Origin of the sequence: Streptomyces sp. NPDC047028 (assembly GCF_040644095.1) — a bacterium.
Lineage (GTDB): Bacteria > Actinomycetota > Actinomycetes > Streptomycetales > Streptomycetaceae > Streptomyces.
On record NZ_JBEYVS010000022.1, the window covers coordinates 49,161 to 63,249 of the forward strand.

Annotated in this window: 10 protein-coding genes; 1 reads left to right on the forward strand and 9 read right to left on the reverse strand. The window is 72.6% G+C overall.

Going from position 1 to position 14,089, the window contains the following annotated elements; genetic code table 11:
- Positions 1-223: 223 nt before the first annotated feature.
- The 3 genes from ABZ854_RS20590 to lepA all read right to left on the reverse strand — a co-directional run bounded on the left by ABZ854_RS20590 (position 224) and on the right by lepA (position 6,273).
- Positions 224-2,035, reverse strand: coding sequence for a SpoIIE family protein phosphatase (locus ABZ854_RS20590; protein ID WP_361212872.1), 1,812 nt, complete (start codon positions 2,033-2,035; stop codon positions 224-226).
- Positions 2,036-2,251: 216 nt separating this feature from the next.
- A complete protein-coding gene (locus ABZ854_RS20595; protein ID WP_361212713.1) occupies positions 2,252-4,126 on the reverse strand; it encodes an AMP-dependent synthetase/ligase in 1,875 nt (624 codons plus the stop codon).
- A gap of 272 nt (positions 4,127-4,398) precedes the next feature.
- Positions 4,399-6,273, reverse strand: coding sequence for a translation elongation factor 4 (gene lepA / locus ABZ854_RS20600; RefSeq protein ID WP_361212716.1), 1,875 nt, complete (start codon positions 6,271-6,273; stop codon positions 4,399-4,401).
- Between the two features lie 226 nt (positions 6,274-6,499).
- On the opposite strand from lepA, the gene rpsT reads away from it, so the two are divergent.
- Entirely contained in the window at positions 6,500-6,766 is a 267-nt protein-coding gene (gene rpsT / locus ABZ854_RS20605; RefSeq protein WP_129309226.1) for a 30S ribosomal protein S20, read from the forward strand.
- Positions 6,767-7,140: 374 nt separating this feature from the next.
- On the opposite strand, the gene holA is transcribed toward rpsT, so the two are convergent.
- The 6 genes from holA to ABZ854_RS20635 form a co-directional block, all read right to left on the reverse strand.
- A complete protein-coding gene (gene holA, locus ABZ854_RS20610) occupies positions 7,141-8,130 on the reverse strand; it encodes a DNA polymerase III subunit delta (RefSeq protein WP_361212719.1) in 990 nt (329 codons plus the stop codon).
- A 60-nt stretch (positions 8,131-8,190) separates the two neighbouring features.
- Positions 8,191-8,436 (reverse strand): hypothetical protein, encoded by a 246-nt coding sequence (locus ABZ854_RS20615; RefSeq protein ID WP_361212722.1) that lies wholly within the window; start codon positions 8,434-8,436, stop codon positions 8,191-8,193.
- Positions 8,437-8,446: 10 nt separating this feature from the next.
- A complete protein-coding gene (locus tag ABZ854_RS20620) occupies positions 8,447-9,265 on the reverse strand; it encodes an arylamine N-acetyltransferase (protein ID WP_361212725.1) in 819 nt (272 codons plus the stop codon).
- A gap of 28 nt (positions 9,266-9,293) precedes the next feature.
- Positions 9,294-11,816 carry a ComEC/Rec2 family competence protein gene (locus ABZ854_RS20625; RefSeq protein WP_361212875.1) on the reverse strand — a complete coding sequence of 841 codons (2,523 nt, stop codon included), beginning with the start codon at positions 11,814-11,816 and terminating at the stop codon, positions 9,294-9,296.
- A gap of 122 nt (positions 11,817-11,938) precedes the next feature.
- Positions 11,939-13,081 (reverse strand): ComEA family DNA-binding protein, encoded by a 1,143-nt coding sequence (locus tag ABZ854_RS20630; protein WP_361212728.1) that lies wholly within the window; start codon positions 13,079-13,081, stop codon positions 11,939-11,941.
- Between the two features lie 132 nt (positions 13,082-13,213).
- A complete protein-coding gene (locus ABZ854_RS20635) occupies positions 13,214-14,059 on the reverse strand; it encodes a DegV family protein (protein WP_361212731.1) in 846 nt (281 codons plus the stop codon).
- Positions 14,060-14,089 lie beyond the last annotated feature (30 nt).

Genomic DNA, 14,089 nt, shown 5'->3' on the forward strand with positions numbered 1-14,089 from the left:
GGACTGCCCGTGCCCCAAAGAGAAGCGGGGAACGACGCGAGAACCCCCACCGGCCGCAGACAACAACGGCTCAGACCGGGCCCCGAAGGGACGCGGGGAACTGCGCGAGAAGCCCCACCCGCCCGCGGACGGCACACGACCCGGCGGGCCCCGAAGGGGCGCGGGGAACTGCGCGAGAAGCCCCACCCGCCCGCGGACGGCACACGACCCGGCGCCCGAGGCGTCACTCCGCCTGCAGCACCAGCAAAGCGAGATCATCCTCCGGCAGACCCCCGCCGAAGTCATGCACCAGGCGCCGAATCCGCTCAGCGATCCTCTCCGCGCCAAGCCCCGCGCAGCCGGCCAGCGCCCGCGCCAGCCCATCACCGTCGTCGAACTGCCGAGAGCCCGAGCGCCGCTCGGTCACCCCGTCGGTGACGCACAGCAGACTGTCACCGGACCGCAGTTCGACGGTTTCACTCGTATACGACTCGTCCTCGACGACACCGAGCAGCGTCTGGGGGCGCGCGGCCGTACGGACGGACCCGTCCGGGCTGAGGACGAGCGGCAGCGGATGCCCCGCGGAAGCCAGGGTGCAGCGCACCCCGCCCTCGTACGGCGTCAGCTCCCCGTACAGCAACGACAGGAACCGTGTCTGCGGCCCGTCCCCGGCGATCAGCGGCCGCCCACCGGCAGTGACCAGCGCGCGGGCGGCGGCGTCGGCCGCCTCGGTCGCGTCGTCGAGGAGGAGCTGGTTGAGCCGGTCCAGCACATCGGCGACCCGGTACCCCTCGCGGGCCAGCAGCCGCAGCCAGGGCCGGGCGAGCCCGATGACGACGGCGGCCTCCGGTCCCTTTCCCTGCACGTCACCGACGGCGAAGCACCAGCGGCCGTCACCCGCCGGGAACAGGTCGTAGAAGTCGCCGCTGGGGCCGCCCTTGTCACACGGCTCGTACACGAGCGCGCTGCGCAGCCCGGGGATCTCCGCCACCGCGCCGGGCAGCAGGCCGCGCTGCAGGACGGCGCTGATGGTGGCCTGGCGGGCGTACTGGCGGGCCGCGCCGATGGCGAGGGCCACCCGGCGGCCGAGGTCCTCGACGAGCCCGGTGACCTCGTCGGGGAAGCGGGACAGCCCACAGCGGCCGATGACCAGCGTGCCCAGGGGACGGCCCCCCGCGATCAGCCGGTACGCCAGCGCCGTGCCGTCGGCGTGCTGCGGGCCGAGCGCGTCGCCGGGCCAGGCGTACGGCTCCGGGCCCGAGCGGAGCAGACCGTCGCCGTGCTGGGGCGGCTCCTTCTCCAGGGCCCGGTGCAGTTCCTCGATGAGGTTCTCGCTGGCGTGCCAGACGCGGGCGGGTCCGGTGCCGTCGCCGCCGCGCGCGGTCGCCTCGTCCTCCAGCCAGATCGCGCACCAGTCGGCGAGCCGGGGCACGAGCAGCTGGCCGGTGAGGGCGGCGACGAGGTTCTCGTCGAGCTGGCCGGCGAGCAGGTCGGAGGCCTCGGCGAGGAAGGACAGCGCGCCCCGGCCGAGCCAGTCCCGGTCGCGTCCGGGGCCCTGCGGGCGCGGGGCGAGGATCTCGGCGACGTCCAGCGCGGCCCCGTCGGGGGGCACGCCGCCCTCGCCGGTGATCCTGGCCCACACCGTCTTGGCACCGGTGCGGTAGGTGACCCCCCAGGACTCCGCGAGGGAGCCGACCAGCCGCAGCCCCCGCCCGTACTCGGCCGTCTCGTACGACACCTCGCCGCCGGCGGCGTCACGCGGGGCCCGCGCCGGGTGGTGGTCGCGCACCTCGACGACGAACGCGCCGCTCCCCTCCAGGCGCCAGTCCACCTCCACGTCGGTCCCGGCGTGCACGACGGCATTGGTGACCAGCTCACTGACGACGGCCATGGCATCGTCCACGAGCCGCCCGGACACCCCGGGCGCGTCGGCGAGAGCGGCCCGCACCAGCGTCCGGGCGGCCCCCGGCGCGAGAGGACTGCCGGGCAGCCCGGCGTGCCCCCGCACCTCACGCCCGGGGGCACCGCTCTCCCGCTGCACCGGTATGGCAGCCATGTCCATGCGGCCAGCGTGACAGACAGGCCCCACACATGAGCGTTGAGTCACGATTCCGGACACCGATGCCCGCGAACTGTGCTACGGCAGCACCAGAAGCAGTCACCATTCGAACGAGGTCGGCCGCAAACCCCCTATGGGAGCGCGGGGAACTGCGCGACAAGCCACAACGCACCCGCAGCCGCCAACGCTCCCCGCCACCCTCCCGAAGCGGCGCTACGCCTCCCGCGCCCCGGAATACATCTCATCGATCAGATGCCGATACTCCCGCTCCACCACAGGCCTCTTCAGCTTCAGCGACGGCGTGATCTCCCCGTGCTCCACATCGAGGTCCCGCGGCAGCAGCCGGAACTTCTTGATGGTCTGCCACCGCTGCAAGCCCTCGTTGAGCTGCCTGACGTACCCGTCGACCATCTCCACGGTCTGCGGCGCCGCCACCACCTCGGCGTAGGCCTTGCCGTCCAGCCCGTTCTCCTTGGCCCACTGCAGGATCGCGATCTCGTCGAGGGCGATGAGGGCGGTGCAGTAGTTACGGTCGGCGCCGTGCACGAGGATGTTGGAGACGTAGGGGCACACCGCCTTGAACTGCCCCTCGACCTCGGCCGGGGCGACGTACTTGCCGCCGGAGGTCTTGATGAGGTCCTTCTTGCGGTCCGTGATGCGCAGATAGCCGTCGTTGGACAGCTCGCCGATGTCGCCGGTGTGGAACCAGCCGTCGGACTCCAGCACCTCGGTCGTCTTCTCGGGCAGCTGGTGGTACCCCTGCATGACGCCGGGGCCGCGCAGCAGGATCTCGCCGTCCTCCGCGATCCGCACCTCCGTGCCGGGCAGCGGCTTGCCGACCGTGCCGGTGCGGTAGGCCTCGCCGGGGTTGACGAAGGAGGCGGCGGAGGTCTCCGTGAGGCCGTAGCCCTCCAGGATGTGGATGCCGGCGCCGGCGAAGAAGTAGCCGATGTCCGGGGCGAGCGCGGAGGCGCCCGAGACGCAGGCGCGCAGCCGGCCGCCGAAGGCCTCGCGGAGCTTGCCGTAGACGAGGGTGTCGGCGACCTTGTGCTTGGCGGCCAGGCCGAAGGGCGCGGAGTGGACGCCGGTGCGCCGGAAGTTGTCCTGGGTGACCTTGGCGTACTCGCGGGCGACCTCGGCGGCCCACTGGAAGATCTTGTACTTGGCCGGGCCGCCCTCGCGGGCCTTGGTCGCGACGCCGTTGTAGACCTTCTCGAAGATGCGCGGGACGGCCGCCATGTAGGTGGGCTGGACGACCGGCAGGTTCTCGATGATCTTGTCGACGCGGCCGTCGACGGCGGTGACGTGGCCGACCTCGATCTGCCCGGAGGTGAGCACCTTGCCGAAGACGTGGGCGAGCGGCAGCCAGAGGTACTGCACGTCGTCCATGGTGACCAGGCCGGTCGCGGCGATCGCCTTCGCCATGTACGACCAGTTGTCGTGCGGCAGGCGCACGCCCTTGGGCCGGCCGGTGGTGCCGGAGGTGTAGATCAGGGTGGCGAGCTGGTCGCCGGTGATCGCGCCGACCCGCTCCTTGATCAGCTCGGGGTGCGTCTGGAGGTAGGCGGTGCCGCGCTCCTCCAGTTCGGCGAGGGTGATCACCCAGTCGCCCGACTCGACTCCGGCCGCGTCGATGACGACGACCTTGGTCAGCTCGGGCAGCTCGGCGCGCTTCTCGACGGCCTTGGCGAGCTGGGCGGCGTCCTCGGCGATCAGCACCCGGCTCTCGGAGTCGGAGAGGATGAACGCGGACTCGTCGGCGTTGGTCTGCGGGTAGACGGTGGTGGTGGCACCGCCCGCGCACATGATGCCGAGGTCGGCGAGGATCCAGTCGACGCGCGTCGAGGAGGCGAGCGCGACGCGCTGCTCGGGCTGGACGCCCAGTTCGATGAGTCCGGCCGCGATCGCGAACACCCGTGCGGCGGCCTGGGCCCAGTTCAGGGACTTCCAGTCGTCGGGGCCCTCGCCGGAAGCCGGAGGCACCGGATAGCGGTAGGCCTCGGCGTCCGGTGTGGCCGCCACGCGCTCCAGGAAGAGGGCCGCGACGGACGGCGGACGGTTCTCGATCAGGGTCTGTGTGTCGCTCACGACATCCTCCGGGGCCCGCGACAGTGCGGCTGGCTCAGTGCGGCGGGGTTGACTCACGGGTGGGGCTGGGTTCGTTGTTTAACTCGCGAGTAACTATCGAGCAGGCATCAGGGTAAGGGGCGACCGGCCGCTGCGTAAGGGGCTTCGGCCTGTCACTTTCCACTCAGAGCGACGCTACGCGCGCGTAGGGGCCCGCCGCGCTTTGGCACGACGAGCCCCTCTTACGCCCGGTTTGCGCCCGGTTTACGGGCACCGACCGCTCTTACCGTCGGTTACTTCTTGGGCTTGCCCGACCCCGCGCTGTCATCGCTGGAGAGGACGGCGATGAAGGCCTCCTGCGGAACCTCCACGGAACCCACCATCTTCATCCGCTTCTTGCCTTCCTTCTGCTTCTCCAGCAGCTTCCGCTTGCGGGAGATGTCACCGCCGTAGCACTTGGCGAGGACGTCCTTGCGGATGGCGCGGATGGTCTCGCGGGCGATCACCCGGGAGCCGATGGCTGCCTGGATGGGCACCTCGAAGGCCTGCCTCGGGATCAGCTCGCGCAGCTTGGCGACGAGCCGGACGCCGTAGGCGTACGCCGCGTCCTTGTGCGTGATCGCCGAGAAGGCGTCCACCTTGTCGCCGTGCAGCAGGATGTCGACCTTCACCAGGGAGCTGGTCTGCTCGCCGGTGGGCTCGTAGTCCAGGGACGCGTAGCCGCGCGTCTTGGACTTCAGCTGGTCGAAGAAGTCGAAGACGATCTCCGCCAGCGGCAGGGTGTAGCGGATCTCGACCCGGTCCTCCGAGAGGTAGTCCATGCCGAGCAGGGTGCCGCGCCGGGTCTGGCACAGCTCCATGATCGAGCCGATGAACTCGGTCGGCGCGAGGATGGTGGCCCGCACGACCGGCTCGTAGACGTCGTTGATCTTGCCTTCGGGGAACTCGCTCGGATTGGTGACCGTGTGCTCGCTGCCGTCCTCCATGACCACGCGGTAGACCACGTTGGGGGCGGTGGCGATCAGGTCCAGGCCGAACTCGCGCTCCAGCCGCTCCCGGATCACGTCCAGGTGCAGCAGGCCGAGGAAGCCGACGCGGAAACCGAAGCCGAGCGCGGCGGAGGTCTCCGGCTCGTAGACCAGGGCGGCGTCGTTGAGCTGGAGCTTGTCCAGCGCCTCACGCAGCTCCGGGTAGTCGGACCCGTCCAGCGGGTACAGCCCGGAGAACACCATGGGCTTGGGGTCCTTGTACCCGCCGAGCGCCTCCGTGGCGCCCTTGTTCTGGCTGGTGACGGTGTCACCGACCTTGGACTGGCGGACGTCCTTCACACCGGTGATCAGATAGCCCACCTCGCCGACGCCGAGGCCGTCGGCCGGCAGCATCTCCGGGGAGTTCGTGCCGATCTCCAGCAGCTCGTGGGTCGCGCCGGTGGACATCATCTTGATGCGCTCGCGCTTGTTGAGCTGGCCGTCGATGACACGGACGTACGTCACGACGCCCCGGTAGGAGTCGTAGACGGAGTCGAAGATCATGGCGCGGGCGGGCGCGTCGGCGACACCGACCGGGGCCGGGATCTCCTGCACGACCCGGTTCAGCAGCGCGTCCACGCCGAGACCGGTCTTCGCGGAGACCTTGAGCACGTCGGCGGGGTCGCAGCCGACCAGGTTCGCCAGCTCCTCGGCGAACTTCTCGGGCTGGGCCGCCGGAAGGTCGATCTTGTTCAATACGGGGATGATCGTGAGGTCGTTCTCCATCGCCAGGTAGAGGTTGGCGAGGGTCTGCGCCTCGATGCCCTGGGCGGCGTCGACGAGGAGGATGGTGCCCTCGCAGGCGGCCAGCGACCGCGAGACCTCGTACGTGAAGTCGACGTGCCCGGGGGTGTCGATCATGTTGAGGATGTGGGTCGCGCCCTGGTCGGGGCCCTCGGTCGGGGCCCAGGGCAGACGCACCGCCTGGGACTTGATCGTGATGCCGCGCTCGCGCTCGATGTCCATCCGGTCGAGGTACTGAGCACGCATCTGCCGCTGCTCGACCACACCGGTCAGCTGGAGCATCCGGTCGGCGAGCGTGGACTTGCCGTGGTCGATGTGCGCGATGATGCAGAAATTGCGGATCAGAGCCGGGGCGGTACGGCTCGGCTCGGGCACATGGTTAGGGGTCGCGGGCACGCAGGGTCCTGTCTCTTGAGGCGCCTTATGCCTCGGGTCGGATCGATACGTAGCCTCCATGGTCCCACGCGGAGGGACCGGGGACCGTTTTGGGCCGTCCGGAGGGCCGCTGGTACTGTGGGGGGCTGTGCCTCATGCCCTCTCAGCGCGAGGCACGTCAGAGAAATTTTGGATCACCGGTACGGGACCTTCACGGCCCCGCACTCGAACCTGAAAAGGCTCCTTCGTGGCGAACATCAAGTCCCAGATCAAGCGGAACAAGACCAACGAGAAGGCCCGGCTGCGCAACAAGGCCGTCAAGTCCTCTCTGAAGACCGCGATCCGCAAGGCCCGTGAGGCCGCTGCCGCGGGTGACGTCGAGAAGGCCACCGAGTACCAGCGCGCTGCCGCGCGTCAGCTCGACAAGGCCGTCTCGAAGGGCGTCATCCACAAGAACCAGGCCGCCAACAAGAAGTCGGCGCTGGCGTCCAAGGTCGCGACCCTCAAGGGCTGAACACCTTTCTGATCTGCCGCCGGAAGGACCCAGAGCGGGCCCTCTCTCATCCGCTCCCGTCCGGCACCCCGACCTCGCACGCGGCCTGCGTTCGCCACGCGGGTGCGAGGCCACCATCTGTAACCGAAGGCCCCGCCGCCTCCCCTCCCCGGGGAGGGACGGGGCCTTCGGCCACTCCCCGCCCCACCGAGCCGGCGCGACCCTTGGTCCAGGTCTCGCCCCCCGAGCGGGCGCGGCCCTCCGCCACCTCTCAGCTCACCGAGCGGGCGCGGCCGTTCGTTCAGGGCTCGACCCACCGAGTCGGGTGGTGGGCGGGCGAGGCGGGGTCCAGGGGCGGAGCCCCTGGCGGGGCCTGAGGCGGAGCCCCGGCGGGCCTACCCGCGCCCCCGGGACCGGGCGGCCCGGGCGATCACCACGACCGCCTTCTCCAACGCGTACTCAGGATCATCGCCCCCACCCTTCACCCCCGCATCCGCCTCGGCGACCGCCCGCAACGCCACGGACACCCCGTCCGGCGTCCATCCCCGCATCTGCTGCCGCACCCGATCGATCTTCCACGGCGGCATCCCCAGCTCCCGCGCGAGATCCGCCGGCCGCCCCCCACGCGCGGACGCCAGCTTCCCGATCGCCCGGACCCCCTGCGCCAGCGCGCTGGTGATCAGCACCGGCGCCACCCCGGTCGCCAGCGACCACCTCAGGGCCTCCAGCGCCTCCGCCGTACGCCCCTCCACCGCCCGGTCGGCGACGGTGAAGCTCGACGCCTCGGCCCGCCCCGTGTAGTACCGCCCCACGACGGCCTCGTCGACGGTGCCCTCGACATCGGCGACCAACTGCGCCACCGCAGAGGCCAGCTCCCGCAGGTCACTGCCGATCGCGTCGACCAGCGCCTGGCAGGCCTCGGGTGTCGCGGACCTGCCGATCCCCCGGAACTCCTGCCGCACGAACGCCAGCCGGTCCGCCGGCTTGGTCATCTTGGGGCAGGCCACCTCCCGTGCCCCCGCCTTGCGCGCCGCGTCCAGCAGCCCCTTGCCCTTGGCCCCGCCGGCGTGCAGCAGCACGAGCGTGATCTCCTCGGCGGGCGCCCCGAGGTACGCCTTCACGTCCTTGACCGTGTCGGCGGACAGGTCCTGCGCGTTGCGTACGACCACGACCTTGCGCTCCGCGAACAGCGACGGGCTCGTCAGCTCGGCGAGCGTGCCGGGCTGCAACTGGTCCGGGGTCAGGTCCCGTACGTCCGTGTCGGCGTCGGCGGCCCTCGCGGCGGCCACCACCTCCCGCACGGCACGGTCGAGCAGCAGGTCCTCCTGGCCCACGGCGAGTGTCACCGGGGCGAGAGGGTCGTCATTCGCAGTCTTCCTGGCCATCGCGACAAGCATGGCACGCCCCACTGACAACACAGCGGGGTGTCACGGGTATCACGGGTGTCAGGGCTCCTCCCGCCACCCCTCCCACTCCCCCACGAACGCGTCCAGCTCCCCGGGGTCCAGCCGCCCCTCCTCGTCGCACAGCAGCACGAGCCACTGCGCGTCCTCGGCGTCGTCCTCCCCGGCCAGCGCGTCCCGGACGAGCCGCGGCTCCTCGTCCACCCGGAACCGCTCCCCGAGCGCCCCGGCCACCTCCTCGGCGGCATCCCGGTCGGGCAGCACCAGCACATGTCTCACATCGCTCACGTCCCCATTCTCAGCCGTTCCGGCCGCCCTCCCGTACCACGGGCACCGTGGTCAGCCCGATCCCGAACCGCTCCCGGTACACGGCGAGCACCTCCTCGTCGGCCGCCAGCTCGCGTGCCTCCTTCGTGCCGTCAGCGGCGGTCGTGGTCAGCCTGCGCCCGCTGAGCGTGATCCGTCCTCCGTCCCCGGTGATCCGAGAGCAGACCAGCGACCGCGTGAAGTGCGAACGCGGCGAGGTGCTGTGCCACCAGGCTCCGGCCGTGAAGTCCGCCAGCGCCCGGGGCCTGGTCTCCAGCCGGTACTGGGGCCTGCCGTCCCGTACGACGTCCAGGTCCCGGTCCGCCACCCCGCCCGCGTCCGGCCCCGCCTCGGCCAGCCGGAACGTGCCGCCGGGGTCGGCCTGTTCCGCGCGGTCGGCGAAGGCCAGCGGGTAGTGGCTGTGCGCCCCGAACCCGACGTCGGCCAGCCACTCGGCGCCGTCCACCGACCGCACCCACAGCGCCATGTGGTCGTAGGGGATCCCGAGCCGGCCCTCGTCCCCGTAGACGCGGCCCGCGAGCGGTACGACCTCGTAACCGAGCGAGGCGAGCAGCGCGCCGAACGCGCCGTTCAGTTCGTAGCAGAAGCCGCCCCGCCGGGCCTCTACCACCTTGTCCAGCAGCCGCTTCTCCTCCAGCACGATCTCCTCCCCGAGGTGGATCGAGAGGTTCTCGAAGGGGACCGTCCGCAGATGGCACAGGTGCAGTTCACGCAGGGCGCCGGCGGTGGCCCGTCCGGGGCGGGCGGCGCCGATACGGCGAAGGTAGGCATCGGTCTGGCTCGGGTTCATCCTCCCAGTCTGGGCGCACCGGGCCCCTTCAGTCTCTGGTCACCCGCAGTTCCCCGCCCGCTCCCCCTCTCCCGCTGACCGCGATGGCCCCGTCCCGGTCCGTGCGCAGCACCATCGCACCGTCGGCCCGCAGCGCGGCGACGGTCGCCGGTGCCGGGTGGCCGTAAGGGTTGCCTGTTCCCACCGAGATGAGCGCCACCCGCGGCGACACCAGCCGTATCAGATCCGGGTCCTGGTACGCCGAGCCGTGATGGGCGACCTTCAGCACGTCCACCGCGCCCAGTTCGGCGGCGACCGGCGAGTTCAGCAGGGCCTGCTGCGCGGGGGGTTCGAGATCTCCCAGCAGCAGGAGCCGCAGTCCTCCCGTCCGGACGAGGATCGCGACGCTGGCGTCGTTCGGGCCGTCCGGCTCGGCTGCCGGTCCGGCCGGCGGCCACAGCACCTGCCAGCTGAGCGGTCCGGTGCGCTGTTCCTCCCCCGCTACGGCCCTGCTGACCGGGATGTGCCGTGCGGCGGCCTCCTTCCCGACGAACTCGGCCTCCTGTGCCGGTTCTTCGAATCCGGTGGTCTCGATCGCGGCGACCGTGCGGCCCCGCAGCACACCGGTCAGGCCGGCGACGTGGTCTGCGTGGAAGTGGGTGAGGACAAGGAGCGGAATGCTGGTGATGCCCAGCTCCCGCAGACAGTGGTCGACGAGTTCCGGGTCGGGTCCGGCGTCCACGACCACCCCGGCGCCCTGGCCGTCGGCCAGCACGGTCGCGTCGCCCTGCCCGACGTCGCACATCGCGAACCGCCAGCCGGGCGGCGGCCAGCCCGTGACAACCCGGGTCAGCGGGGCCGGCCGGACCACGACCAGCAGGAGCAGCGCCCCGAGTGCTGCGCACCACCACGGGTGCCGCAGCAGCCACCGTCCGGCCAGGGCTGCCACCGCGGTGACCGCCGCGAGCAGCAGCGCCCCCGCCCAGCTGCCCGGCCAGTCCACCCCGGCGCCCGGTAGGGCGGCCCCGGTACGGGCGACCTTCGCGATCCAGGCGGCGGGCCAACCCGCGCACCAGGCCAGCGCCTTGGCCACCGGCATGGCCGCCGGGGCCACCGCGAGCGCCGCGAACCCGAGCACCGTGGCCGGGGCCACCGCGATCTCGGCCAGCAGGTTGCAGGGCACCGCGACCAGGCTCACCCGGGCCGACAGCACCGCCACGACCGGCGCACAGCACGCCTGCGCGGCGGCAGCGGCACCCAGCGCCTCGGCGAGCCGCGCGGGAATCCGGCGTCGCCGCAGCGCCTCGCTCCACCCGGGTGCCACCACGAGTAGGGCACCGGTGGCCAGCACTGAGAGCAGGAAGCCGTAGCCGCGGGCCAGCCACGGGTCGTACAGCACCAGCAGCAGGACGGCGGCGGCCAGCGCCGGGATCAGGGATCTGCGGCGCCCGGTGGCGAGGGCGAGCAGGGCGACCGCGCCACAGGCCGCGGCGCGCAGCACGCTGGGGTCGGGCCGGCACACGAGGACGAAGCCCACGGTCAGAACCTCGGCGAGCAGGGCGGTCGCCCGCAGGGAGAGTCCGAGGCGCGGGGCGAGGCCGCGGCGCTCGGCCCGCTGGGCCAGGCCGGGCGGCCCGATGAGCAGGGCGAGCAGGATCGTGAGGTTGCTTCCGGAGACGGCGAGGGTGTGCGCCAGGTCCGTCTCCTTGAAGGCGTCGTCCAGTTCCGGCGTGATCCGTGAGGTGTCCCCGACGACCAGTCCGGGAAGCAGTGCCCGCGCGTCCGCCGGAAGTCCCTCGGTCGCTTCCCGCAGTCCGGCCCGGAGCCGCCCCGCCAGCCGCTGGGGTCCGCTCGGTCCGGCGACGATCTCCGGCGCCGGGCGCTTCCGCACGCGCAGCACCGCGGCGGTCCGGTCCCCACCGGCCAGGGCGGGAGCCAGCCGTCCGGTCACCCGGAGCCGGGTGGACGGCAGCAGCCCGAGCCAGCCGGATCGCCCACCGTGCGCGCCCGGCACCGGAGCTTCCCGCGCCCCGGTCGCCTGGGGCGCCGGCACTTCGGCGTCGACCACGACCAGTACCGGACTGCGGGTGCGCACCGCCGTCCCGTCGCGCTGCTCGACCTCCCGTACCTCCCCGCGGACCAGTACCGACACCGGTGCCGCGTGATCGCCGCGCACGCGCGGCCTGCTCAGCCAGGGATCGCCGCTCAGCTCGACCTCGGCGGTCACGGTCGCGAACCGGCGCGCCAGCTCCGGCACCGGTCCGCGCCGCACGTCCGCCCCGTGCAACCCGGCGGAGGCGGCGGCCGCGGCGACACACAGCAGAACGGCCGCCACCGGAGCCCGCGCCCGCCCGAGCCGCGCACGGGCCCGCCCCGGCCGCCCGGCCGACAACAGCACCACACCGGCGACCAGGCAGATACCGGTGATCCCGACCGCCCAGCCGGGCGGCAGGACCAGGACGAGGGCCGCCGTCCCCCACACCGCGAGCGCGGCCGGCACCAGCCGCAGATCCACCGGCCCCTCCTGCCGGGGGTGAGCGTCCCCCCGCCGGTGACCGGACGCCGCATGCACGGCGCTGCGCGCGGAGGCGGCCGGCAGGCAGGCGCCGCCCTCGGCAACCGCGCCACCACGAACCGGCGTACCGACAGAGGCCGTTCCTCGTCCGGCTGCCGCAGGGGCGGGGGGGTCGTCGGTCATGGGGTTACCAGGCTTCGCAGGTCGGTGTAGCGGCGGTCGCCGATGCCGTTGACCTGGCGCAGCTCGTTCACGGAGCGGAAGCCGCCGTGCCGGGTGCGGTAGTCGATGATGTGCTGGGCCAGGACGGGACCGACGCCGGGCAGGGTGTCGAGTTGGGCCGCGGTCGCGGTGTTGAGGGGCACCGGGGCCGTCGGTCCGGGGCCGGAACCCGACACCGCGCCCGCCGGTCCGGTGCCGCCGGGGACAGCCGGCGGAGCCGCCGCCGGGGTGCCGACGGCGACCTGTTCGCCGTCGACCAGGAAGCGGGCCTGGTTGAGGTTCTCCGTCCGTGTGCCCGGCCGCAGGCCACCCGCCGCGCGCAGTGCGTCGGCGACACGGGAGCCGGTCGGCAATCGCCGGATGCCGGGATGCCGCACCTTGCCGGTGACGTCCACGACGATCTCCCCACCCGGTGTCCCGGACGGACTCGCCGCCACCATGGATGTCGTTCCCGCACCGCCCTTCCTCTTGAACGGCACTTCCGCCCGTACGACTTGAGGCGCGCTCACCGTCTGGGTCCGCCCCGCCCAGAAGTGCTGCACGGCGAACAGCGCGGCGGCCACCAGCACCACGGCGAGCGCGACCACACCCCGGCGCTCCACCCCGCAGCGGGCCTGCATCCACACCGGCAACCGCTCGCGCAGTGCCAGTCCGGCTCGCGCGCCCCGGCCGAGGAGGGCGGCCTCCGCCGGCTCAGGCACCGGCGGCACCGGCGGCACCGCCTCGGCGGACGCCGGCCGGCCTCGTGACGGCTGGGCGGCTACCGGTTCGGGGGGCGGGCCGGGGGCCAGGTCCGTGACCGTGTCCGTCACTGCCGTCACCGTGTCCGTCTCGCCCTCTTCCGCGACCGTGACCGACTCTTCCGTGCGCGCCGACTCATCGGTTGGTGGGCCGCTCCCCGATTCCCGGCCCGCCTCGGCCCGCTCGCCGAAGAGGAGTTGGGCGCGGCGCCGCAGTTCGTCGGCCGGGGCGGGCGGGCGGTGGCGGGCGCGGCGGTGACCGGCGGCGGCGCCGCGGTGCCGGATGCGGCCGTCGGAGGCGGGGCCCCGGCCGGGGCCGCTGGTCGGGACGGCTGTGCGGGAACGTGATCGAAGTGCCATGCCCCGAGGATGGGGCACCTCGCCACTTCGTGATGATCTTGGTCAATTCCCGGGGAAAACTGGCCGGTTGTGGAAAACGTCATCACCCTCACGGGTGATGACACCGACAGCAGGGGACCGAGGAATCTCGCCTCATCGGGGTGAGACGACCACGCCCAGCAGTCCCGGCCCGGTGTGGGCGCCGATGACCGCCCCGACCTCGCTCACATGAAGGTCGGCCAGCCCCGGAACCCGAACCCTGAGCCGGTCGGCGAGTGCCGCGGCGCGGTCGGGGGCGGCCAGGTGGTGGACGGCGATGTCGACCTCGGCACCGCCGGCCCGGTCGGCGGCGATCTCCTCAAGACGGGCGATGGCCTTGGACGCGGTACGGACCTTTTCGAGAGGTTCGATGCGGCCGCCGTCGAGCTGCAGCAGCGGTTTGACGGCCAGTGCGGAGCCGAGCAGGGCCTGGGCGGCGCCGATGCGGCCGCCGCGGCGCAGATAGTCGAGGGTGTCGACGTAGAAGTAGGCGGAGGTGCCCGCGGCCCGCTTCTCGGCGGCGGTGACGGCCTCGTCCACGGTGCCGCCGCTCTCCGCCGCCTCGGCCGCGGCGAGCGCGCAGAAACCGAGAGCCATCGCGATCATGCCGGTGTCCACCACCCGCACCGGGACGGGTGCCTCGCGTGCGGCCAGGACCGCCGCGTCGTAGGTGCCGGACAGCTCGGCGGAGAGGTGGAGCGAGACGATGCCGGTCGCGCCGGCGTCGGCGACCCTGCGGTAGGTCTCGGCGAACGTCTGTGGGCTGGGCCGGGAGGTGGTGACCGGGCGCCGCTTCTGCAGTGCCTGGGCCAGCGAGCGGGTCGAGATCTCGGTGCCCTCTTCGAGCGCCTGGTCGCCGAGGACCACGGTCAGGGGCACCGCGGTGATGCCGTGACGCTCCATCGTCCGCGGCGGCAGGTAGGCCGTTGAATCGGTGACGATCGCGACATGGCGGGACATGAGCTGGAGGTTACCTGCCGTGGTGCCGGG

Coding starts and splice junctions, on each gene's coding strand:
- ABZ854_RS20630 (WP_361212728.1), bottom strand. CDS start 13,081: ATGGCACTTCGATCACGTTCCCGCACAGCCGTCCCGACCAGCGGCCCC.
- ABZ854_RS20590 (WP_361212872.1), bottom strand. CDS start 2,035: ATGGCTGCCATACCGGTGCAGCGGGAGAGCGGTGCCCCCGGGCGTGAG.
- ABZ854_RS20620 (WP_361212725.1), bottom strand. CDS start 9,265: ATGAACCCGAGCCAGACCGATGCCTACCTTCGCCGTATCGGCGCCGCC.
- ABZ854_RS20635 (WP_361212731.1), bottom strand. CDS start 14,059: ATGTCCCGCCATGTCGCGATCGTCACCGATTCAACGGCCTACCTGCCG.
- holA (WP_361212719.1), bottom strand. CDS start 8,130: ATGGCCAGGAAGACTGCGAATGACGACCCTCTCGCCCCGGTGACACTC.